The following is a 24,425-nucleotide window of genomic DNA, read 5'->3' as shown; positions in this document are numbered from 1 at the left end:
TCAAAATTCCGTTTTTTCAACAGTTAGTATTCCTAACTTTGTTGTGTTAATTTACATTAAGAATTTAACTTCAATTAGAAAATTGAATCAAAATAAAAGTTAAAACAAATATATTATTAATATTTTGTGGTTCGTGTGAAAGTAAAAAGGCTCCCAAATTTGAGAGCCTTTTACTATTTCATTTATCGTAAGCAATTATTTTGCAATACTTCTCGAGATAACGATCTTCTGAATTTCAGAGGTTCCTTCATAGATTTGTGTGATTTTTGCATCACGCATCATTCTTTCTACGTGGTATTCTTTCACGTATCCATATCCTCCGTGAATTTGCACTGCTTCAATTGTGGTATCCATTGCTACCTGAGATGCGTAAAGTTTTGCCATAGCACCACTTTCCGAAATATCTTTTCCTGCATCTTTTTCTACTGCCGCTTTAAAGCAAAGCATTCTTGCCGCTGTAATCTGAGTTGCCATATCAGCAAGTTTGAAAGCGATTGCCTGATGATTGATGATTTCCGTTTTGAAAGCTTTTCTGGTCTTAGCATATTTTAAAGCTAATTCATAAGCACCTGAAGCAATTCCCAATGCCTGTGAAGCAATACCTATTCTTCCACCGTTAAGTACCGCCATTGCGAAATTGAATCCAAATCCGTCTTCACCGATTCTGTTTTCTTTAGGAACTTTTACATTATTGAAGATCAAAGAATGCGTATCACTTCCTCTGATTCCCAGCTTGTCTTCTTTCGGTCCGATTTCAAATCCTTCCCATCCTCTTTCAACAATAAATGCGTTGATTCCTTTATGTTTTTTCTCAGGATCGGTTTGTGCGATTACGATATAATATGTTGCCGTACCACCGTTGGTGATCCAGTTTTTGATTCCGTTCAGTAAATAATAATCTCCTTTATCTTCGGCTGTTGTTTTCTGTGAAGTGGCATCAGAACCGGCCTCAGGTTCAGACAACGCAAATGCTCCGATTACCTGTCCGCTTGCAAGAGGCGTAAGATATTTCACTTTCTGCTCTTCGGAAGCAAATTTTTCTAGTCCGGCACATACCAATGAATTGTTTACAGACATTACCACGGCAGCAGAAGCATCTATTTTTGCAATCTCTTCCATCGCCAGAACGTAAGAAACACTGTCCATCCCTGCGCCTCCGTATTGAGGATCTACCATCATTCCTAAAAGCCCCATTTCACCCATTTTCTTTACCTGTTCTGCAGGAAATTTCTGATCGCGGTCTCTCTCTATTACTTCAGGTAATAATTCGTTCTGTGCAAAATCCCTTGCTGCCTGCTGAATCATCAGCTGTTCTTCTGATAAATTAAAGTCCATAAAAATTGAATAATTAGATGGTCGCTAATTTACACTTTTTAGACAAATCTGAAAACAGAATTAAAAGGCATACGTTACAATCTGTAAATCAACAATTAAACAAATTTTAAAAAATAAATAAAACCGTTAAATTATTATTAAAACTATCTATTAAACGTAAATAATGATTAAGATATAATGCCATACATTTCATTAATTGCTAATTTATAAAGCGAAATATTTTCAATTAAAAAAAATGCTTATATTTAAAATCCTTTAACTATTACTTTTAAAATATGACTATCAAAAGATTATTCGATATACCACATTATGCTTTAGAGACATACCCTAAAACGGATATGTTTGTAACTAAATATCAGGGAGAATGGAAGAAGACTTCTACCCAGGAATTTATCAACGAAGCAAATAAAATATCACGCGGACTTTTAAAACTTGGGATAAAACCAGGAGATAAAATCGCACTGATTACTACAAATTCACGTACAGAATGGGCTATTATGGATCTTGGACTTTCGCAAATCGGCGTAGTTTCCGTGCCTGTATATCCTAGTATTTCTCCGGAAGATTATGAATTTATATTTACTAATGCCGAGATCAAATACTGCTTTTTATCTGATAAAGATCTTTTAAATAAAGTAACGAAAGTAAAGCATAACATCCCGTCGCTACAAGGAATTTTCACTTTCGACAACGTCACCGGAGCCGCCAACTGGAAGGAGGTGTTGGATCTGGGTGAAGATGATTCTACCCAAATAGAAGTGGAAGACCTTTCCAATACGATTAATACGGAAGATCTGGCGACTATCATTTATACTTCCGGAACCACAGGAAGGCCAAAAGGCGTTATGCTTACACATCAAAATATTGTTTCTAATGTGTTAGGTTCCATTCCTAGAATTCCGAAAAAGAAAAGTCTTGATTATAAGGACACAAGAGTTCTGAGTTTCTTACCTATCTGTCATATTTTTGAAAGAATGCTTTTTTACCTATTCCAGTACAATGGTTTCTCTATTTATTTTGCAGAAAGTATTGATAAAATGGGAGAAAATGTAAAAGAAGTAAAACCTCACTATATGAGCGTTGTACCAAGGCTTGTAGAGAAGGTTTATGATAAAATCTATGCGACCGGCTCTTCGGCAGGCGGGCTGAAGCAGAAAATATTTTTCTGGGCTCTGAACCTGATCTCTAAAAAGAAAACGGTTTCTAAACCATCAGGTTTGCAGGAAATTATTGCTGATAAACTTGTTTTCAAAAAATGGCGCGAGGGACTTGGCGGCGAAATTATTACATTAGTTTCGGGTTCGGCAGCTTTATCAACAAGGTTAAATCTAATGTTCCAAAATGCAGGAATTCCTATTCTTGAAGGATATGGTTTAACGGAAACTTCACCCGTAATTTCTGTGAATGCTTTCGGAAAAATGAAGATAGGAACGGTGGGTCTTCCGTTAGATAATGTTAACGTGAAAATTCAGGAAGATGGAGAAATTACCGTGAAAGGACCTTCCATTTTCAAGGGTTATTTTAAAAATGACGAAATGACGAAAGAGGTATTCACGGAAGATGGGTATTTCAAGACCGGAGATATCGGCCATATCGACAATGACGGTTTTCTTCAGATTACTGACCGTAAGAAAGAGATGTTTAAAACTTCGGGAGGAAAATACATTGCTCCGCAAACCATTGAAAATCTGGCAAAAGCTTCTAAATTTATTGAGCAAATTATGGTTGTCGGTGATGGCGAAAAAATGCCGACTGCTCTTATACAACCTGATTTTGAGTTTGCCAAGAGCTGGGCGATGAGAAATAACCTGAATATAGGCTCAACCCCGCAGGAAATTGCCAAAAGTAAGGAGCTTAAGGAAAGAATCGAAAAAGAAATTGAGAAAACCAATGAACATCTCGGAAACTGGGAAAAAATCAAGAAAATTGAACTCACCCCTGAAGTGTGGAGCATTGAAACCGGACTTTTAACTCCTACTTTAAAACTTAAAAGAAAGGCTATCAAAGAAAAATTTTCTGATCTGTACAATAAAATGTATGATCGCCAGGAATAACGAAAACCGCTTCTATTGAGGCGGTTTTATTTTACAATTCCTTTTAGAGTTAGAGGAAAAATCGTATCAAATTTTGATATATTCTTATTTGTAATTAGAAAAATTTGTTTAGTAATAGTTCCAGAATCTTTATACTTATTAGGATCATATTTCGTTTTTATAGTAATGATTTCATTTTTTGAATAAAATCCTTTTCTCACTTCACTTTCGGTACAATCGCATCCATCTTTTACTCCATATACTTTTAAACTCTCATATTTTGAATTGACATATTTAAAAGTGTACTCATAAACAATGGTTTTCTTTTTTTATCCAAGATTCCGAAATCATGAATCATAGTTTCCTTATTACCATTAAAAACCACTTTTTCAGTAGTTTTATAGGTGAGCAAACACAAAATGATTAATACCAAAAAGGCAATAATTATGTATGGATATTTTTTATTCACGGATGTCTTTTCTTTTTTTGATGTAAACCTCTAATCCCATCATTAAATTCGTGTATATTCCAGGTTTCCTTGAAAGACTAAATGCTCCCCAACCAATTTTCTCATCGTATCGAGTGTATGTTAATATTTCTTTATAAGTTGTCAATCTGACAGAAGGCCCAATGTCTTTATCCTTGATTCCATCATGCAGCCATCTTACAGCAACTAAAACTCCTTCTTCAGGAAAAGGAATATGATAATTCTCAACATTAATCTTTACATTAGTTCTTTTTTTATTTTTAGGTGTATAGATAATCTGTTTTGTATTTAACCTCTCTTGGGGTTTTCCAGTTAAAGCATCAATTTTGTAAAAGTTAATTTCTAAATCTACAAGTTTATAATCTGGATCTGTTTTATGCAGAAACAAAACAACATTACTTATTCTGCCTTTTTGCTTTAGATTATTTTTAAATTCAAGCCCCATTTCATAAGTGGATGGAGAATTTCCTATTTTTAACCGGTTATTGATCTCTTGTTTTAGTCCATATGAATAATTTACTTTATCATAATCTTTATCATTAATTGTAACAGTTTCTATGTCAGCATACTTTTCTGCTATTGTATCTTTTTTCATTCCTTCCTGGGCATGAACCGATAAACTTATAGCAACTAAAAAGAATTGTATTACATTTTTCATTATTCTTGATTTTAAAAGAAGCTGTCTCAAAAGCACATCTAAATACTTTCTATCTAATAGCTTTTATAGTTTACTTTTTAAGACAGTTTAAGGCTAAAAATGAATCATTTACGCAAATCCTGGACAACAACCAATAAGCCGTGGTTCATCTTCCCACTCTATTAACCCCCATAACATACTATGAGTTACAACCTCATAATAACATCCAGCAGAATCTTTCCAAATATACCCTCCTTTTTTTGCCTGTATTTGTGTGTTTGTTAAGGATGCACTTGCCATAAGTGCAAAAGCTGACATAATCATTAACTTTTTCATGTTTAAAATAAATTTATTTTTCACCTACTTATTTTGCTAAAATTTCAACAGAGAAACTTTGACTTTCCTTTCGGTGGCAGGTTTTCGGTTTTATTCCTGCCTTTCTGTTGCAACATATTTTTTTAGCATCAATCAATAGCGGAATATTGATTCAGCTTTATTATAATTTAAATAGTGAAAACAGCTTCTGAAAAGTAGGACTTTGTGTTTTTCGGGGTTAAATATATAAAGAAATAAGATGCTAAAAACAACAATTCTTCATATTGAGAAATATATTCTAACCTTTATAATTTTTAACTTTATTAAATAACCCGGAATTGATTATGAGTTTAAAATATTAATTTAGAAAACAAAAAAAGCTGCCTCGTTTTGAAGCAACTTTATAAATTTTTAAATGATAATTAAACGTAATTACAGAGTTCATTCTCGTTTCAATATATTGTTAACTTATCGTCAAAACAAGGTATGGACAGAGGGATTAATTCACTACATCCCAGGCTTATTCATTATTTTATCGACCTCTTCAATATTAAATTTAATTCTATCATCTTTGTTTATGAGAGACGTAAACGTATCCTTATATTTATTGAAATAATTTTTATCATAATGTACAAGCACAGGAAAGAGCTGACTTGCCTGATAATATCTTTTATTTTCCAAAGCATCCTGCGTGGCCTTTTCTATGTCATTTAAAAGCAGTATCAAGTTTTTCTTCAGAAGGAATTCTTTCAGATTGGATTCGAAGAAATGAGTACCGTATATTTCAAGAAAATGTTTGATATAAGGGTAAAGTTCCTGCTCCGGCTTACCATTAAGAGTGGCAATATATAAGGCATTTGCAATTACATCGTACACATTATCCTCACCATGTATTCTGTGGGGTTCAAAAGTTTCTTTTTCATCCCATTTTTCGGAAATGAACCGATCAAGTTGTCTAAATCCTATCGGCTCCGCCCAGGCGAGTAAAATAAGCATCGCCTGATAAGCAATATACCGATCTTCATTCTGAAGCAGTAATTTTAGTTTTTCAGTTCTTTCAGCATCTCTTTCTTCAAGGAGCTGTACTTCGCTGAGATCGTATCCTTCCTGTCCTTCTTCGTTATAATGGTATAGGAGCTCATGTATTTCGTTGTTCATGTGATTAGATTTATTTCTTGTGATACTTCAAGAGATTTGTATTAATATTTAATTTTCTTTTAATCTTAATATTATATTTTTGTTTTTAAAATCTAATAATTCTTTTTCAAAAAAACCGTTATAAGAAAAAGATCTATTTTTTGTTTTGATTTCATATTTATTTAAAGGTAGATTTTCATTTTCAAATTCAATCGTGTCAAAATAAATATCATCAATAAAAATATCCCATTTTGACTTACCATCAATAAACTTATTAATATTCTCAGCTTCACCAGTAAAAAATGTTTTACCAAAAGACATATTAAAAATGCCATTCAATTTTAAAATTTCTGTTTTCATTTGTCTATACTATTTTGCCATATTTGAAAATCCCTATATCTTAATTGTTCTAATATTTTAACATCTTAATTTAATAATTTCCGATAGTACTGCTTTATACAAATCTTCTCTCAATACGCTGAGTTTTTCATTAGCCTCAATATCAACCTTTCCGTCCTTATATAGTACCAAATCGTTGAATGAACCCATACCTCCATACATCTTTTTTATAATTGAAAGAGCCTCTTCTTTATGAGTAACATACAGATTTCCAAGCTGTATAAAAACTTTGCTCTTTTCGTAGTCTGCCTTTTCCAATAATTTACTTATTTGTAGACAATAGTCTTTAATTGTCATATTTCTTTATTTTAACGGATAACTTTCTAAAACTCCAACTCCACTGATTTTCCATGGCTCAGAGATAAAAACTTGTTTTGTACCTCCCAAATAAATCCCTCCCTGTCCTGCAATTTCTCCTTCATAAATAAAAGTTCCAGCTGGTATTTTAATTTTATCTTGTTTTAGTTTAAAGCCTTTATATTTTCCAGCCATAAATGATGATGGAGTATCAGGTAATTAAGGAGTACCATCCTCAAGAATTAATCCATTGCTGTGCTTTTTTATAAGCAGCTTTAAAACTTTGTGCTACTTTTATCTAGTTTTTTTTGAAGACACGGACTTTCTCTAATATAAAAAACCTCAAAACTTGTAAAAAGAAATGAGGTTCTAACTTTAGTTCAGCTATCCAATTTTAGCCTTGAGGAACAACAAAAGATGTCATATTGTTGGCTTTAAAAAACTCATCAAGAAATATATTATATTCTTCTAGCTTTTTATCATCTAAAACCATAGCTGTTTCTTTATTTTCGATTATGGACATTGCCCATTGGTAAGGTTTTTTATCTATAAACTTGCGAATATCCTCATACTTTCCATTATCATATAAAGCGTTAAGATTGTTTATAAGTCTAGCATTTATTAAATTATATTTTAGAACCTCTTTAAAAAAATCAGAGACCAATTTACATACAAATTCGTAATATTTTCCTCTTAAAAATATACTCTTACCACCTTCATCATTATTAAAAACGTAAGTTTCTTCATTAATTCCTTCTATAATAAACGTTACTATGCCATTTTCTCTATTATATCTATCAGCCCATTCTTTATAATCATCATTAGTTTTACTTTTTATTAAATGATTATTTGTCCATCTGTTTTCGATAATGCAGATCGACCAATAAAAAGGCATTTCGGTTGTTATGGTATAAACATCATCGTAGCTTTCCAATGTATTTAATAGACTTCTAAAATGTTTATGAAACTCATTATCAGGTAATGGTTCTTCAAAAAAGTCTGTAATTACTGCACATACGTGTTTATAATACTTTTCTCTAAGAAATGTACATTCATTACCATATTCGTCTTTGTATATGAATATATCTTCCATTTTTATTATTTTATTATATATTTATTTAATACATCTACTCCTTTTTGACTAGTGAAAGCAATCTGAATTTCCATTGGATTTTTTATTGGTTTAGCTTCAAAATTAGGCAAATTTATATCACCCGGATTCCTCAACTTAGGTCCTACAACTATATCATAGTCATGTTTTAGTATCAATGTTATAGTCTTTATGATACATTCCATTCTCATTTTTATCTTTAAATTTACTCCAACCAGATATTCCTCCTTCGGGAGATGCTCTTGGTGCTTTGATTGCATCAGGAAGTGCTTTTTCTAATAATATATCAGCTTCTAAAATAGAATTTACAGTTACATCCTTGCCTTCCAGCAAATCATAAAATCTCATCTCCATGAATTCATTTGATAATTATAAAAGTTATCATTCATATCCTGAATTCTTTCTTCAAGAGCTTTAATGCCAATCTGTAAATATTTTTCCTTTTCATAATCGCTCAAGGTATGGATAACATCAAATCCCGGAGCAGGTTTTGGGATGGGCACAGATAATGTGATATTGTTATTTTCTTCATAAACATAATAATGCCAATCTTTTTTTTCCAATTCTTTTTTTGTATTCATAATTCTAATCAATTTTTGGTAAAGATTTAGGTGATATGGTTTCAACAGGAGTACTTCCTTTTTCCCAAATATCGGAATTTTTATTATCAATAATAAGGGTTTGTTTCTTACCACCAGTAGTTTTATAAAAATCGCCAGGATTTACTTTAGCAGATTGTTTAGTCCGAGCAATTATTGATTCAAATCCTGAAATATTGTCTTTTTTGGCAACAATTTTAAAGACATCATATTCACTTGTTGTACTGGATAGCGGAAGCCCTAAGGCCTGTTCTAAGCTTTCAGGGTGTTGTTTGACAAAATCCAATTCTGATTTTGTTAAGTAATACGCTGAAGGACTATCTATATTTCCTCCTTTTTGAACAATTTTAAATAGCTCATCACCCTTTTTAAATATAACTTTAACTGGCATAGTACTTCCTGATTCTACCAACCCGGGTATATACCTATTCGCATCATCTATTGAATTGTATTTAGATGCCATTTCATCAAATAAATCAGGGTGATCTAATTTAAATTTATCAAAATTTACTCCTTCCGTAACAAAATCTGTTTTACTCCAATCATTATCAGGGAAATATCTTTCTTTAAGTTCTTTCCAAAAAAAATCTCTTTCTTCTACTATATTGTTTAGAGAAGCTTTTTTTTCCGCTAAATTAGTGTTTTTTGATATTTTTTCTCTCTTCAAATTCTCAGAAGTATCAATAAATTCAGTATGCTGTTCCGGGGAAGAATGTCTTGTTGTCACTTCTGATGAATTTTTTACTTTCACACTTGGTGTTGCAGTCTTTTTCCTGAAAGGTTCAGTAATCCATTCCTGTGCTTTTTTATAAGCGGCTTTAAAACTCTGCGCCGATTTTATCCAGGTTTCTTTTTTGAAAACAGACGTTATTTTGCGAGGGATAGAAACAATTTTTGCTTTTAATCCATTTTTTACATTGATGAACGTTCGTTTACCAAAAGTCTTCGGATTCCTTTTTGCCAGATCTTTTATGGAAGCACCTCCTTTTTTCGAAGCCTTTCCTCCTATCATCGCCATAATCGCCATCCCTGAATTGGCAATATCACTCTTCAGCTCACCGGAATTTTTAAATAAAACATCAGCCGTTTTTGCCGTATGGATATCATAAATATTTTTAATTCCGTTGAGGACATTCAACCCTAATGCAATAGCTCCGATCCAGAATGTGATGGTTCCCATCGTTATGGTAGCTCCTCCAAGCCATATCGCTAATGGTGCCATACCGCCTAAAGTGAAGATAGAACCAACCGTGGCAGCTAATGTTAAAACACCCAATATTCCTGTAATGACACCGGCAATAGCGAGTACTTTATTGGCGATTCCTGCAGCTTTCTGAAGAATCATTCCTACCGGATCCTGCGAGAATCCTTTCCAATTTGTCAGATCATCCCAAATACCACTAATAGAACCTGAAATAGTTTCATACCAGGCTTTAGGACTGAAAATCGATTCAATGAATTTACCCACATCGGTCCAGCTGATGGATGTAATATCGTTCCAGATTCCTGAAAAAGCAATGCTGATAGACATCCAGAGTCTTTTCAAACCGGTAATCCTGTTCAGATTTTTGGTCACTAAGTTTAGTGGTTTCTGTAAGGCATCTTTGCGTTTGTTATTGAATTTTTCAATCTGCGCATTTCTGATACTTTCGACATTTTCGTTAATTAAACTTTGCTGGTCAGACTGATCATTATCATAATTAGCATTTACTTCATCAAATTTATCTTTTAATAGATTCTGTTCGCTTGGATTTAATTTTCGGAGAAAAGCAACCCGCTCATCCTGACTTTTTAATTGGGTAAAATCCATCAGCAGACGCTCTGAAACATCGAGATCTTTGGGAGTCTGCTGAATTTTATCTTTCTCTTTTTGCTGTAAGCTGGTTCTCCCCTCAACGGTAGCCATATTTTTGTAGTAAGCATTTTGAGTCTTTATCACGTCGCTTTCAATGATATATGAATCCAGCAATAACCCGTTCGCTTCCTGATTTAATTTTTTACTTTGTGATTCGACTTGCTTTAATTTAGGGGTAAGTTTTTTTAACTCATCTTTTGCCTGTTTATTTTTTTTGGTATCTGATGCCAGTTTTGTTTTTGATTTTCGTAAGGATTCCCTGGAAGACAATGCTTCTTTGCGCATTGTTGCATTTTTAGCTTTAGCTTGCTGGGCTTCCTGAATCAATTTCTGAACCGTATTTCCTGACTGAGAAACAGCCTGATCTATTGTTCCTGCATTGGTATTTAGTTCTCTTAATTTCTGGGTAAGCTTCCCGGAATCTGCATTTTCAGGATCCTGATGTTTTTGCGATCCGCCAATCAAATCATTTGATTCTTTACTTAAATCGCTTGCTTTAGCCTTATTTTTACGATATTCTTCCTGATACGTTCCTACTTCCTGTTCTACTTTTTGCTGTCTCTTTACTGAAGTTTCCAATCCTTTTTCAAGTTGGTGGACTAAATTTTCTTTAGACTGTATGCTGTCTTCCGATTTTTCCAAATCAGCATCCGACTTTTGAATTTCTTTTTCAGCTTCTTTAATTTTATTTTTTATTGTCTTAGCAGCTTCATTCTGAGTTTTTACCTGAGCTCTGGCTTCCACTCCCTGATCTCTAAACTCCTGCGCCGCTGCAACAAGCCCTACGATGTTGATTGTTGTTTGCTCGTCCGGAGCGATTTCAGCCTGTTCGCTGTCAACAGCCTTATCCATTCTTGGAGTGACAACAGCCTGAATATCATCAGGAATAACAACTTTAGTTTCTTTCTCTGCTTTAGTTTTTGTATTTGACTTTTTATGATCCGATCTTTTTTCATCCTTACCTTTATTTTTTTGAGGAGGAGCAACATCGTTTTTATCCGCAATCTTTTTTGAGTCAATAGTATTAACATCAGATACGGCTGTTTTAATCTGAATCTTTTTGATTTCAACCGGTTTTTCTTTCGGTTTCTGATGTATAATTTGCTTTGATTCTTCAGGTTTATTGTTAACCTTTTTTACTATTTCTTGTTTTTCTGTTGTTTTTAAAGATTTTTGTGGATTTTTAATTTCCTGATGAGCTAAAGCCTGTTCCTGTAAAGTCTTTGGAAAATAATTCCCGGTTTTAAGGTTATAATATTCCTGTATCTGACTGACGTTCAAGGTTGCCGCGTAGCTTTTTTCCATCTTTTGGGTGTCTGAATGATTGATATCACCAGTTTCTTTCAGGCTTTCCTGAAATCTTTCGAACATTACTTCCGAACCTTGGTCATAAATACTCCGAGAACCGTGTACGGCCGCAATGACACCATTTAAACCCAATCTGTTATTATCTCGATTTATTAATCCCGGTTTAGCGATTGTATTGCCCAACTTTTGCATCTGCATATTCCCCATTTCCGCCTCAGAAAAAGGCACAACCCTGGAATTATTCTTCGGCTTTTGATTTTTACCGGGGTTTTTATGAGGTTTACGGTCTACTTCTACAGGTTTTGCTGTTTTCATTGACTTAGTTTTTTAATTCATATTAATTTAAAAGGAATACAAAACGCAATTGAAATAATTGCGTTTTATACACCTGTTGAATGTGGAAAAACCTGACCCTGTACGGGAGATTTTTAAAGAATGTAAGTAATCAGAAGTGGCATGTTAGCATATAGGAGAAACAGGTAATAGTGTAGCCACTTCAGGTTTTTTTGTTTTTGGTTTTCATGTTATCCTGTTCAAAAATCACATTTTTTGAGGAGAATACCTTGCTTTTTAATCGATGGATTCTGTAGTTGCAGCAATGAGCTTTTCAATAATTTCTGATACCCTAATGTAATGTATTCCCTTCTTTTTTACTCTAAAATGCATTCAGTTATTTTGTCGACTGATCTTCAGGAAGATCTATTTTCTGATCTTTCTCCACATCAGTTTGTCTTTCCGTTCTGATTCCATATTGATTTTCAATAAAAAGGTCGACTGCCTTGTCTATCCAGTTGGGTAAGTTTGTAGTGATAATTTTTAGAAATTTATCATAACCATAACCAAGCACAAATAACAACCCTGTTGAATACCATTTATCATTCAGTTCAGCTCGACTCATTAAATAACTCATTGTAAAACCAACTATGAAAACTATCATGAGCGTGATAAGATGTTCCCATGCTTTTTTTTTCTCTTTATTTTGTATTGAGATCAAGACTCTTAATAATCCTCCTGAAAATGCTATTGCAGTTCCGATTAATAGAGCTTTTATACTATCCAAATTCATTTTCTCTTCTCTTATATATTATTGATTAAAATTTTTAATTTTTTCATCCCTTTCAGTTGTATCATTATTCCAGATCAAGGAAGTAGATATCATCCAGAAATCTTTTGCTCTTCAGCATATTTTCTTTTTCGTCTGCATAAGCCAGTTCATCGATAAGATCATGAATATCTTTTCTGGGATTTTTTAAATTCTCTCTGTTTCTTTTTATTTTTTTTCTTCTCTTTTTATTCATGGTTTCTGAAGTTTTTTTAATTGACAATTGTTTTTAATTTTTAAATTTTCTTTAAAATCAATCCGGGATTAATCGCAATTGAAGGTTTGTCTTGTCATCATAATCTACGCTTTCACAATAATGTTATAGATTGTTCTTTCAGACAAAAACAGCATTTCCGTTAATTCGGTTACAATTACCTTCATCTGTTTGTCCTGGTTACGTTTTACATAATCGATGACAAAATCTTTTCTTTTCTCTACTAATTCTTTACTACGTTTCATTGTTTGATTAAAGTTTTTTATGTTATAAGTTTTATTTTTTCTGAATCAGACAAATCTTCGTGCTTTCAGGTTGTTATTTTAAGAACATAAGAAATCCTAAAGACTAGATTGAAGCCTCCGAAAAGTTGTCTGATACCTTATTGTTTTTTGATTTTTAGAAAGTTAATACCGGCTATTTTCTCATAGAATAATCCTCTAACCTTCTCTCTAAATTTTACTTTTTGTAAATCAATCGTTGCTGCTTACATTGATATTATAAGCTGAGCGGTTTCGTTTACTTGTCGTAAATCTATTTTTAAAAGAACGCAACATTCTATCTTAAAGATCATTGAGCTTGTTTACAAGTTTCTTGTATTTAAGTGTATAACAATTCTTTACTGATAACTATAATTAATCGATATTTTATATGTTAAACAGTAATGAAGTCTTTATTTTATGGCTTATTTTTTGTCAGGAACAAACGGAATAGTTACACGGCATATTCCATTTTCTAAACGAGTAAAAACAAACGCATTTTATTCACAAAAATAATTACTACACGCACAAAAACTTATAAAAAGCAACATCAACAAGCGAACTATGTGCATTTTTTAAGATTAGAAATTATTTTTTTGCTTTTATCAGCGCTATTTAAAACAGAAAAAAAGAAAATCTAATCACTATGACCGCCGAGAACAGATACCACATTAAACAACTGATTACAAAGACATACACGATTTAAAAAATGCTTAAAAACATTAAATAAAAATTATATCGTCAATATAATTTTGTATATTTGCAGTATCTCATCTCAACCTCGAAACAAATATACGAACAATGTTCGCTTTTTAGTAAATAATTGTGAAAATTTTTCGTTTTTTTTACACAATCAACCATAAACACATCAAAATGAACTATTTAGAATTCAAAGAAATCAGAAAGAAGCTCAATATGAAGCAGGCTGATATAGCAAAGTCCATAGGAGTTGGCACAAGAGCCGTACAATATTGGGAAAAAGGCGAACGAAAAATACCCGAAACAACGGCTTATTTTGTAACCAACTTACTGCATAATCAAGAGAAGAAACAACATGAAGACAGTGCTTCCCCGGTTGTTTTTTCAGATTTAAAAATAATGAATGTTCCGCTTGCCAATCAATATGCACAGGCCGGCTATCTGAGTAGATTTGCAGATGAAGAATATATAGAAAGCCTGCCTACCATTCCTTTTACTGACGATGTAGAGCATCGTGGCGAATATATGTGCTTTGAAGTAAGAGGCGACAGTATGGATAACGGATCTTACGAAAGCTATTTGGAAGGCGATATTATTTTATGCAGAAACATCCGACAGGATTACTGGATGAGTAAACTGCATTACGATAAATGGGACTTTGTGATCGTTCATAAAGAGAAAGGTATTTTAGTAAAGCGAATCATCAATCACGATGTTGAGAATGGCATTATCACCCTTCATTCTCTCAACGAATATTACGAAGATTTCGAAATTCACCTTAAGGATGTTGCTAAACTTTTCAATATCATAAGCACAAGACGCAAAAACAACAGACGATAATTAAAAACTGCCTTATTTAATAAAATCCTCAAAATAGAGGATTTTATTAGTCTTCAGCAAATATCAATTAAGTGTTACATGAATAACGCGAAACGTCAAGAATCTGACCTGTCTGTGGATTTACATCATAAATGATACTTGTATCACGTTGGAATCGAATCCATCTTATTCCATAATCGTTGAATCCTGTACTTACCCCTTCAGAAGCATCGAAGCTTGCCAGATTTCCTGGTTTTGCAGGTTTTTCCGGGGTTAAACCATTTGTATAAATAAAGCTTCCTTTTTGCGGAACACTTGTCGTAAGATTTACTTTTTTCATCAAAGGATTGCTTCCTGATATGCAAATACTTGCCTTATATTGAGCAATATCTGTGGGGCCAACATCTTTAAATGCATCCGATACACAATAGGCATCGAAAGGATAAAGAACTTTTTGATAAACAAAATCTAACACATTCGACCATTCGGAAAGTTCAGATAAAGAACAATGTTTTCTTGCTCTGAAGTACAATCGGGTATTGTTTGGAATCGTTCCGTCATTCATTTCAACATATACAGTAGGGCTGTAATCACTTCCCATGATTACCCTTAGCTGAACAATATTTTTAAAACTACTGTCCGTCGCTATTTGATACTGTATTGCATAAAGATTTTCAGTATCTACCGAATAGTTCATAACGATCCGGTCATTTTCTTCCAAATATACATCCTCTATGGATGGCGCTTTACAAGATATTGGATTACACTTGCCTATCTGAAAGGAACTCGCCTGCCTGTCGGTAACTTCATTTATAGCCAGTTCTACCATTAAATCATATTCACCCGGTGTCAGAATTTCAGGAAGCTGAACCAACGTAACTTCACTTACCGGTATCGGTGATGGTATAGGATACTCTGTAAATACTGACGCATCTTTGAGTCTATAGAACGCTGTCGCTTTGGTAACCGGCTCGGAAGATGTGTATTTTATCTTAAATGAAATTTTGCATGCTGCTGTTGCCATTATATTATTATTTTTTTAAGTTAGTAATATAAGGGATGATATTATCACCCCTTAAAGTATTATCAGGAGTTTCGGTTAACCTTCAGAAACGTTTACTCTCACTTCTTGGGATTTAGCAAACAAACCACTTTCGACATCCACAACAGTAAGTTGGAATATATATTCTCCGATCACTAAATCCGTAACCTGCAGATCAGGACTGTTGACCCCGGTAAGTGTTACTGTCGGACCTTGTATTTTCTCCCATGAATACATAAATGATGATGCACCCTCACCTTTCCCTGTCAATTTGAAAGTTAGTTCCTTTAAAAAAACAATTTCAGGACCTGATGCATCAGCTTTTATCTCTGGAATAGTTCCTTCGCAGCAACTTACGCCACCATCTGAGAAGTTAATACTGTCAACAGTAACCGTCGGAGCAGAAGGAGATTCATACCAGTCACTTAAAACGATCTCCTGGGTACATCCTTTACCACTTACATTTACCCGGATGGTTGGAATTCTTTCCGGAACCAATCCATAATAAGAGTAGAATACATGACCGTCTTTATCAGGGTTTACAACAACCCACTCGCCACTGTCGAAGAAATCCCAACTATAAGTATAATCTGAGAAATTGGCTCCTGAAACCGTAAAAGTGACCTTCGTTTCCGTAATATCCTTATTAAGAACAGTTTCAGAATCGACTGCGATATGAATGTCAGCCTGCGGAATAACTTCAGCAGTACAATCCGTAGGTTTTCCATTTACCGAAAAACTGATTGCCTGATTATACAGTTCCGGACTTACTTTCGACGGATTGAAGAAATATTTGCTGTCTATAACTTCTACACCTCCGCTGAGACCTTCAGCAACAATTGCTTCTACATCTCCGTTCATTGGGAATACCGTAAAAGGTACAGGACCGTATTTTGAGCAAAAACCTGTATCTGGTAAGGCTAATTTAACCTCAATTTTTGGTGTACAACAGATGTAAGGAAGGGAAAAATCTGCGATAACTTTTGCGTTTTTTAAGTTTTCACAAACGATTAAAAAAGTACCTCCTTTTTCGACTCCACGCTTATGTTCTAATCCCTGATGATTTTCTAAATATTCATTGAAATAGGCTTTAAACATGTCTTTATTGTTCACCAATTCTGCCAGGGACAACACCATAACATCAAAATCAAGCTGTTGCTCATCTCTGATTTTTGTTATCTTATTAAAGACCTCCAGATAAGATTTATTGATATGACCTTCGATATTATAAAATGAGTTTTTATCTTTATTGAAATCCAAAGGTTTTTGTATATGAGCATCTGATGAAAGGAAATCAGTATTATACGCCAGATTATATTGAGATGACCGCTGACTGGTTTTATCAAAATTCCATGCTTTCAAAAAATCCTCATTAATCTCGTAATAGAAAGGAATTGCTTTGTTGCCAAGCGCTCCTGATTTTTGAGATGGGATGATTTTAATTTGCGCATCCGTCTCAAAATTGCCGGAATATCTGAAATTTTGCACCTGCTGCTTAAAACGATTAAGTAATTCTTTTACTTTTCGGGTTGCTTTTTCGTCATCCAAAACAGGCGAATTATAAAATCTATGTCTTGCCGGATCCAATTGGATATCCGAAATTAATTTCCCGAGCATAATATGTTTAGGAAAAGAAAGCAAATCCGGGAGACATTTGGTAAAAGACTGAGGAAGCGATTTTGTTATTTCAAAATAGGTATCCATTAAATCTTTGACGACATCATAAACATACTGGAAGCCCACTGTCTGAGAGAGAGATTCTTTTAATACATTTTTGAACACTTCATGATTAACCGCAGGAATTCCTACTATCTCTGAAATGGCATTGATTTTTTTAAAAACAGCTTCTCCGTAGTTGTTCTTTTCTAAAATATCCGAATACAGTTTTTTTAAATCTGAATATGAGAACTGTGCTTCAGCACCTTTTTCTGTAATAAGGTTTTCTACAATGGCTCGTTCCAGTTTTGCGCCGTTCATAATCCCTTCTAAAAATAAGGGATGAGGCTGCATCTTATCTTTTTCAAGAATATAATTGATTCCTTTTTCTGTAGTAATTAATACTTTAAGATTTCGGATTTGCTGAATTCCGTGGTTATCACAATCTACTCCTCTACAAGGTTTAACTTCTTTTTCAAAGCTTTCCAGATAAAGCAGAAGGTATTTATCTTCTAAATTTGTGAGGTTTTTAATAGCCTGAAAATCGGATCCAGCTTCTTCTGCTGTCGACAATTCCCAGAGGTCAATTTGCTTTGAGCCTTCATAAAATGCAGGATATTTTACTTTAAAATTATCATATACTTTAAAGTGTGTGTAATTATTGGCGGCTATATCAATAGTTTTTAAATCACTCACATACAAATCTTTGCTTACATTATTTGTATTATTTAGGGTAAGTAAATCGCCGTCTGTTGTTATAGCCACTCCCTGAGAAAGCTGCAGACTGTTCAGCAGGCGGTCTTTGTATATAAGTTCAGGTTGCAGGCCACAAACGATACCTACACCCTGCAGCATAACTCTAGACAAACGATCCTGATCTTCAAAAAAATCCAGGAATTCGTTGAACTGGGTGTGCTCTACATACTGTCCTTTACTGAATTTTCGGTATTGGGTTGATATATTGCTTAATTGATTATTCATTATGATTCATTTTTAAATGATTGATTAAGGTGATTTCATAATCTTCTCAGGCAGAACATTCATCTGCCCAAGAAGTTATGTTGTAACTGTAGAATGTATTATTCTAAGCTATAAGATGTTTTTACCTTATTATTTGTCTCTACCTCCACAACCATTCTTAATGGCAGTTTCGATTGCGCTAGCGTTATAACTTGAGTTCCAAGAACCACCGGTTCCGTCGGCCAATTCTCTCCAGACGTATCTGTCATTAATTTGGCTATTCACGCCACTTCCTAATACGATAACCTTAATTGACTTTTCTACACATTTATTTTTCAGTCTGATAATTTCATTAATATCTGTAATATTAGCAGTATCATCATTACCACCAGGAGTGATATCGGTTATGATGATCACATATTTAGCGACATTGTTTCTGAATGTTCCTGCAAAATTATATTCCACGACTCTGCTTAATGCCATATCGGTTGGTTCAGGAGCTCCCGATCCGGATCCAAGACTTAATCCGCCTGTATAATTATTCAGCTTATTAAGTTGAGTTTTAAAGGTAGATTCATTATTATCAGTCATTACCTCCATGGCAGTTATCCACTGATATTTTGAATTAAGTCCTGTATTAACAAACTTTCGGGAAGGAGGTAAGCTTGTGTATGCCGCAGCAGTATGATAGTTGGAAACTGTTCCGGAACCGTACTCATCGGCTAATACAATACCTAGTCGGTAAGCATTTTCACCAGACTGTTCCTGGATGGTTGATACTATGTTTGAAGCACCTGTCTTAGCAGCTTCAATCTGGCTTCCCATACTTCCTGTATAATCAAAAATGAATACAACGTCCATCCCTGAATCACATGGAGGTGGTGCAATACTGATTGTCACCGTAGCTATATTACTATCCAATTCACCATCGTTGATGTAATAAGTAAACGAGTCGGTAAGAATTGACGGGTTGGTATGGGTATATTTTATGCTGCCGTCAGGGTTTAATGTTGCTGTTCCACCGGAAGGCTGAGTTTTTATAAATACCTTTAACGGAGTATTTCCTAAATCATAATCATTGTCTTTAACCAGTATATCAACGCTACCACCGTTTTCTGTGGAAGCATGATCGTTTACAGCTACCGGAGCAGATTTAATCTTGATAAATACCGTAGCGATGTTACTGTCATCTTTACCGTCATTAACACAATATGTGAATGAATCTTCAAGATTAGCCGAACCATCATGTGTATAAGTAAATGTTCCATTACTGTTTAATACTACCGATCCATAAGAAGGATTTGATTTTTTAACGACTGTTAAAAGATCATTGTCCGCATCGTAATCATTGTCTAACACCGATATAATAACTGTTTTACCAATCATACAAGACGCTTTGTCGTCTGTAGCAACAGGCGGAATGTTTGGTTTTTGTTTAGAACAGCACAGATAAGGCAGTGAGAAATCTGCAAGAACCTGATTGTTTGCTTCCGATTCACAGATCAAAATAAAGGTTCCGCCAGGCTTTACACCGGCTAAATGCTCTAATCCTGATTTTCTTTCTAAAAATTCACTTAAAAGTTCGGTCGTAATTTCTTCTTTTCTGGAATCTTCTTTTACTACCGTTACTTCTTCTCCGGATGATCCGGGAGTAGGTAAAAAGTCTACCTTATTGAGTAATCTTAACTGACTGTCTATTTTCGATAAATTTAATAAAGCATTTTTAGGGTCAACTTTTGCCGTGCTTATATCCTTAGAAACAGATGTTATTTGCTTTCTAAGCTCATCTATCGATACTTTTTTGGTTTCAACCGGCAGTCTGCTATCTATTTTACCGTTTTCCTGTAAAAGTAATACAGCAACGTCGAAAGCCAATCCGTATTGTTTTTTCAGATCATTGATATTTTGAACTGCCGTTTCAAACGGTAATCCTAAGTGACCTTCAATTCTATAGAAATCATAGTTATCAATGTTATAATTAAGAGGAGTCTGAACGAAGTCATCTGTTGCCAAATTATCGGTATGATAACTTAAGTTATACGTTTCCCTGTCTGTTTTTGTTTTTTCATAATTCCACTTATTTAACAGTAATTTATCTACATTGTAATAATACGGAATGGCCTTATCACTTAACCATACATTAAGGTTGGAAGGAGTAATTTTCACAGGTCCGATATACGATTGGAATCCATTGATTTTCTGCACAAAACGATTGGCAAGCATCACAACTCTTTCGTAATTTTCATCATCCGTAGTGGTTACTGGTGAATGATAGAAACCATGGCGGTAAAGAGTGTATTCTCCTAATTCCAGCGAAGCCCCTACACGACCCAGCAACAAATGTTTCGGAAATGAATTTATATCAGGACAACACTCAGCATTAAGATGCAGGATAAGTCCTCTTATTTCATTGTATGTATCGATAAGATCTTTCAGCAGATCATATCGGTATTGATAATCTTCCAGCCTTGATCCTCCGCTTGAGTACAACAGAGAAGTAAGTTTATCAACGAGAGACTGACCTCCAAAGTTGACGCTCACATTAAAAGTGCCGGCAATTGCCCCGAAACCTTTGCTAAGGTCTGCTACAGAAGTAATAGCATTCTGAAATCTCGCCTTTAATTCTGATGCTTTTACAATATCTGCATCCAGAATAACTCTTTTAGCTTCTATTTTGGGTAGTTGGTCAAAAAGCTCTTCATAGGCATCATGAGCTTTATAAATGGTATCTTTCGCATCACCTCTGGAGATAAGTTCCAGAACCTTTTCCGAGTCTGCTAAGAGTACTTTAAGATTAGACACCTGCTCTGCACCAGTATTATCACAATCTGCATCCTGACATGGTGTTTCTTCATTGGAATAGCTTTCTAAATAAAGAATAACAACCTTATCGTTCATTGCACTTCCAATTTCTTTTAAAGGCCTGAAACCTTCAACATTGGTAAGCTTGTCATATTCATCCTGAGTAATTAATTCTACAAGAGGCACCTGATTTCCCTCGATACGAAAATGCTTGTATTCAACCTCATCGGTGTAATTTCTATAATATTTGTAACTTCTGGTGTCGAAGTCTATCGCAACATCTGATGTTTTGTCTAATTTCTGACGGAGTGTTATTAAATCCCCGTCGGTCGTAACACCGGCTCCCTGCGTGATAACAAGGGCACTGTCTGAATCTGAAGATTCCGATTTAAAACCGCATACCAGCCCGACACCGCTCAACCGGGTTCTTGAAAGCCTGTCCTGATCTTCAAAATAATCTATAAATTCGTTTAATTGCCCGTCAGTTAACGCCTGGTTTTCGTTAAACTTTCTATATTGGGTGGTTACATTATCTAATTTAGTATTCATTGTTTATCAATTTTTATATGTTTGATTGTCCTAATATGATTTTTCCGTCTAAGCTGTCGTTATCATCCCTTTCACAGTCCAGAAGTCTTCCCGGACGGTAAATATTATTCAGATTGGTAAGAGCAGTCAGTAAATCGCTGATGCTATTGCCCAAATTCGCTGTATTATTTTTCGATTTATCTGAAAGGAATTGTTTAAGAGCAACCTCAAACTCAGACAAGTCACTTTTCGCAGTCTGGGTTTCAGTCAGACGGTCTCCCACCCAACAAATTTTAGCTAAAACGTGAGCCGGAATTTCCTGCCTGATAACGGTTTCCGCATAGCGTCTGAAATCAGGATCCTGGAAACGGTAGGCATACCCCGGCAGCACCACACTTATCCGGTAAGAATAAGGATCAAAAACATCGGTTTCACAATCTTCTTCACAGGAGTGCATAAAGGTTTCCGAATATTCTACAGGATCTGTAGCAGCAAGATCATCAATGTCATACATTACTTTGAAGGTTCGGTCTATCTCCATGCAGCCGATACCGCCCATAAGCCTGTAATCTTTAACAGTGGGCTTTAGCAATAAATGCTCAACAAAGAAAATATCTTCTTCTGTAAAATCATCTCTGAAATACCTTACAGTCTCCCTGATTCCTATTTTCAAAGTTTCCAGATCCGGGTAAGGGTTGGTTCTTTTATGGGTAGCAATCACATTCTTTTCCGGAGAATCATCCACCACATCAAAATAATAGTTTCCGCCTCCTGAAAATCGAATATTCATGTTTCCGATAAAGCACTTATTGTCTTCGCAGGCTCCCAGTTTTTCCAATTCATTTTCAAGATCTTCTTCATCAATCTGGATGATCTGATAAATGGCTTCATTCAGGTTTTTGGTAGCTGCATATTCAACCTCATAGCTTTTTATGGATGATAATATGATATTGTTTGCGGCATCTTTTATTTTCCAGGTATAGCTGGCTTTATCGCCGTTTAAAGTTTTAGTGATTAAAACCGGTGATTGAGATACACTTCTTTGTGTATAGTTTTTAATTCCCAGCAAACGGGCTATTCTTTTCTGTGCCCCGGAAATATTATCTGTATTCCAGATGTCTGACTCGCCAAACAAAGTGTAATTGTAGCCTGTTCCACGGTCTTTACTTAGGGATGCGTATTCATTCAGGAAATTTTGCTTGTTGCTCAGGACAATTTCATCGGCAGATTTTCCGTACAATGATTTCATCAGGAAAGTGTAATCGCTGAATGTTTCTGCAAAACGGGAAATCAAATGATCCAGGATTTCGTTCTTACGTTCAACGCTGTTGTCTAATTCTTCATACAAAGCATCGGTAAGCTCATCATCATTTCCGACAGGATAATCTGAAACCAACTCGTCAAATCCTTTAATATTTTTAAGAGCCTGGGTAAAATAAGTTCTCTTTAAATTACCACTTACGCTTAATATTTCTTTTACTTTTTCAAGGTGTTTAAAATAGCCGGCAAGAATCTGATCAAAAAACAACAAATACCCTTTCAGCTGTTTTGCCAGCGCTTCTCTCTCAGGGTTTTGATTTCCTATAATTCCTGAGATTCCTACGCCGTACGTATCCGGAAATTCATTGAGAATCGTTGCATAATTTGCAATATCATAAGATGTTCCCTGTGGTAAAGCAAGTTCTTTGTTTTGTCTTGCATCCTCTCTCAGTAATTCTTCTTCTCTTTTAAGAGTCTGCAGGTATTCCTGAACTTTTTTATCGTTTATATTTAACGGAAGCGAACCTTTGCTGTAGCTGAATGAACTAAGCTCACAAAGTTCCGGTTTTCTGCCTTTTTCAATGCAGATCAGCCAGTCGTTGGTCTGTTTAATCACGTTATCGCAACCCGCAATTGAAATTTCATGAATTTCTTTCACGCCGTCAATTTTCATGACTTCACTGATGATATCCGAAAGACGGACTTCTCTTCTCAGCTGGCTGTTTCTAAGTTCTTCGGTATCAATAAAACCATTATCTAAAAGCGGACCTTCAAAAATCTGATCGGTCGTCAGACCTTTTTCGAGCATTTGATTTAATGAATAGAAATGAACTTCAGGAGACAGGTAATTATTAATTGCTTTTAATACTTTTGCATGCACCAGCTCTTCATCGGCTTTGTTTACCAATCCGATACGTGCGCATACTGCCACTTTCTGGATTTCAATTTCTTTAATTTCGGCTAAATCTTCACAAAGGCTTCTGTTGGCATGATAGCGCTCTAATATCTGAAGATTGACACTGGATTTTCCGCATCCGTTATTTCCGTCATCAACATCTTCGTCGTAATCAACATAGAGGTCATACAATCCTTTTACATTAAAGCTTTGTGTTTTCTCTCCGATAGGTTTAAAATCCAGCTGTCCTGTTTTGCAATCAACATACAATGTTTCATTATTAGGAACCAGCCAGCAGTTTCGGATCGGTCTTTTATTACCCGATGTAAAGTTGATATCAATGAAAAGCTTCCTATAATCGAGCTCATTTAAAGGTCTTGAAGGAAGAATTTCCGCTGTTTTCAGAAACTGTGTATGAATGTCTGTAGCTTCATCATTAGAGGAAAGGATATCCTCCATGTTGAGGTTCATTCTCATGCCAAGATCTGTTATGGCATAGCTCAGAACCTCCAGCGTCGTGATTCCCGGATCATGAGAGTTGTAATCTGTCCAAAGTTTTCCTCCTAATTTTTCTATGTATTCAATACCTGTTTTGCGCAGAAAGTGAAAATCGGTCTGATCTCCTGTTTCTACATTTTTTGATATACTAATGTGCTTATTTTCTGACATGATATG

General features: G+C 34.7%; 21 protein-coding genes. 2 read left to right on the top strand and 19 right to left on the bottom strand.

The genetic code is table 11. The annotated features are described in order from the left end of the window. Positions 1–195: 195 nt before the first annotated feature. Positions 196–1,335 carry an acyl-CoA dehydrogenase gene (locus BLR30_RS09320; protein WP_089857479.1) on the bottom strand — a complete coding sequence of 380 codons (1,140 nt, stop codon included), beginning with the start codon at positions 1,333–1,335 and terminating at the stop codon, positions 196–198. A gap of 275 nt (positions 1,336–1,610) precedes the next feature. Here BLR30_RS09320 and BLR30_RS09315 point away from each other — a divergent pair, with 275 nt between their 5' ends. After that, a complete protein-coding gene (locus BLR30_RS09315; protein ID WP_089857477.1) occupies positions 1,611–3,389 on the top strand; it encodes an AMP-dependent synthetase/ligase in 1,779 nt (592 codons plus the stop codon). Positions 3,390–3,415: 26 nt separating this feature from the next. Here the strand turns inward: BLR30_RS09315 and BLR30_RS18065 are convergent, their stop codons facing one another. The 14 genes from BLR30_RS18065 to BLR30_RS17735 all read right to left on the bottom strand — a co-directional run bounded on the left by BLR30_RS18065 (position 3,416) and on the right by BLR30_RS17735 (position 13,074). Further along, positions 3,416–3,685: a DUF1573 domain-containing protein gene (locus BLR30_RS18065; protein WP_089857475.1), complete on the bottom strand. Its 270-nt coding sequence runs from the start codon at positions 3,683–3,685 to the stop codon at positions 3,416–3,418. A gap of 144 nt (positions 3,686–3,829) precedes the next feature. Then, positions 3,830–4,513: a hypothetical protein gene (locus tag BLR30_RS09300; protein ID WP_089857469.1), complete on the bottom strand. Its 684-nt coding sequence runs from the start codon at positions 4,511–4,513 to the stop codon at positions 3,830–3,832. Between the two features lie 108 nt (positions 4,514–4,621). Next, on the bottom strand, positions 4,622–4,852 hold the full coding sequence (locus BLR30_RS09295) for a hypothetical protein (RefSeq protein WP_139164611.1): 231 nt from the start codon (positions 4,850–4,852) through the stop codon (positions 4,622–4,624). A 462-nt stretch (positions 4,853–5,314) separates the two neighbouring features. After that, positions 5,315–5,965 carry a hypothetical protein gene (locus tag BLR30_RS09290; protein WP_089857466.1) on the bottom strand — a complete coding sequence of 217 codons (651 nt, stop codon included), beginning with the start codon at positions 5,963–5,965 and terminating at the stop codon, positions 5,315–5,317. A gap of 48 nt (positions 5,966–6,013) precedes the next feature. Beyond that, the gene (locus BLR30_RS09285; RefSeq protein WP_089857464.1) at positions 6,014–6,304 is read right to left on the bottom strand and encodes a hypothetical protein; all 291 of its coding nucleotides are present in this window, start codon (positions 6,302–6,304) and stop codon (positions 6,014–6,016) included. A gap of 57 nt (positions 6,305–6,361) precedes the next feature. Continuing rightward, positions 6,362–6,640: a DUF6966 domain-containing protein gene (locus BLR30_RS09280; protein ID WP_089857462.1), complete on the bottom strand. Its 279-nt coding sequence runs from the start codon at positions 6,638–6,640 to the stop codon at positions 6,362–6,364. Positions 6,641–6,646: 6 nt separating this feature from the next. Beyond that, complete coding sequence (locus tag BLR30_RS09275) at positions 6,647–6,835, bottom strand: hypothetical protein (RefSeq protein WP_089857459.1); 189 nt, start codon at positions 6,833–6,835, stop codon at positions 6,647–6,649. Positions 6,836–7,034: 199 nt separating this feature from the next. Beyond that, positions 7,035–7,733, bottom strand: a complete 699-nt coding sequence (locus tag BLR30_RS09270) for a hypothetical protein (protein WP_089857457.1) — start codon at positions 7,731–7,733, stop codon at positions 7,035–7,037. Positions 7,734–7,892: 159 nt separating this feature from the next. Beyond that, positions 7,893–8,105, bottom strand: coding sequence for a hypothetical protein (locus tag BLR30_RS09260; RefSeq protein ID WP_139164610.1), 213 nt, complete (start codon positions 8,103–8,105; stop codon positions 7,893–7,895). Further along, on the bottom strand, positions 8,096–8,332 hold the full coding sequence (locus tag BLR30_RS09255; RefSeq protein ID WP_089857451.1) for a hypothetical protein: 237 nt from the start codon (positions 8,330–8,332) through the stop codon (positions 8,096–8,098). Before BLR30_RS09255 ends, BLR30_RS09260 begins: the two co-directional genes overlap by 10 nt. A gap of 4 nt (positions 8,333–8,336) precedes the next feature. Beyond that, on the bottom strand, positions 8,337–11,828 hold the full coding sequence (locus BLR30_RS09250; protein ID WP_089857449.1) for a hypothetical protein: 3,492 nt from the start codon (positions 11,826–11,828) through the stop codon (positions 8,337–8,339). A 355-nt stretch (positions 11,829–12,183) separates the two neighbouring features. Further along, complete coding sequence (locus BLR30_RS09245; protein ID WP_089857445.1) at positions 12,184–12,579, bottom strand: hypothetical protein; 396 nt, start codon at positions 12,577–12,579, stop codon at positions 12,184–12,186. 64 nt (positions 12,580–12,643) lie between these two features. After that, a complete protein-coding gene (locus BLR30_RS09240) occupies positions 12,644–12,838 on the bottom strand; it encodes a hypothetical protein (RefSeq protein ID WP_089857442.1) in 195 nt (64 codons plus the stop codon). Positions 12,839–12,915: 77 nt separating this feature from the next. Further along, a complete protein-coding gene (locus BLR30_RS17735; protein WP_175443635.1) occupies positions 12,916–13,074 on the bottom strand; it encodes a hypothetical protein in 159 nt (52 codons plus the stop codon). An 888-nt stretch (positions 13,075–13,962) separates the two neighbouring features. On the opposite strand from BLR30_RS17735, the gene BLR30_RS09235 reads away from it, so the two are divergent. Further along, positions 13,963–14,628, top strand: a complete 666-nt coding sequence (locus BLR30_RS09235) for a S24 family peptidase (protein ID WP_228400749.1) — start codon at positions 13,963–13,965, stop codon at positions 14,626–14,628. A gap of 67 nt (positions 14,629–14,695) precedes the next feature. Here the strand turns inward: BLR30_RS09235 and BLR30_RS09230 are convergent, their stop codons facing one another. The 4 genes from BLR30_RS09230 to BLR30_RS09215 all read right to left on the bottom strand — a co-directional run bounded on the left by BLR30_RS09230 (position 14,696) and on the right by BLR30_RS09215 (position 24,419). Continuing rightward, positions 14,696–15,631, bottom strand: a complete 936-nt coding sequence (locus BLR30_RS09230) for a hypothetical protein (protein WP_089857439.1) — start codon at positions 15,629–15,631, stop codon at positions 14,696–14,698. Positions 15,632–15,706: 75 nt separating this feature from the next. Continuing rightward, the gene (locus BLR30_RS09225) at positions 15,707–18,286 is read right to left on the bottom strand and encodes a PKD domain-containing protein (protein WP_089857436.1); all 2,580 of its coding nucleotides are present in this window, start codon (positions 18,284–18,286) and stop codon (positions 15,707–15,709) included. Between the two features lie 129 nt (positions 18,287–18,415). Next, complete coding sequence (locus BLR30_RS09220) at positions 18,416–21,616, bottom strand: Ig-like domain-containing protein (protein WP_089857434.1); 3,201 nt, start codon at positions 21,614–21,616, stop codon at positions 18,416–18,418. A gap of 13 nt (positions 21,617–21,629) precedes the next feature. After that, complete coding sequence (locus BLR30_RS09215) at positions 21,630–24,419, bottom strand: hypothetical protein (protein ID WP_089857432.1); 2,790 nt, start codon at positions 24,417–24,419, stop codon at positions 21,630–21,632. Between the last annotated feature and the right edge of the window lie 6 nt (positions 24,420–24,425).

Origin of the sequence: Chryseobacterium taeanense, from assembly GCF_900099685.1 — a bacterium.
Classification (GTDB): Bacteria; Bacteroidota; Bacteroidia; order Flavobacteriales; family Weeksellaceae; genus Chryseobacterium; species Chryseobacterium taeanense.
This window is presented reverse-complemented; position numbering and strand designations above follow the sequence as displayed.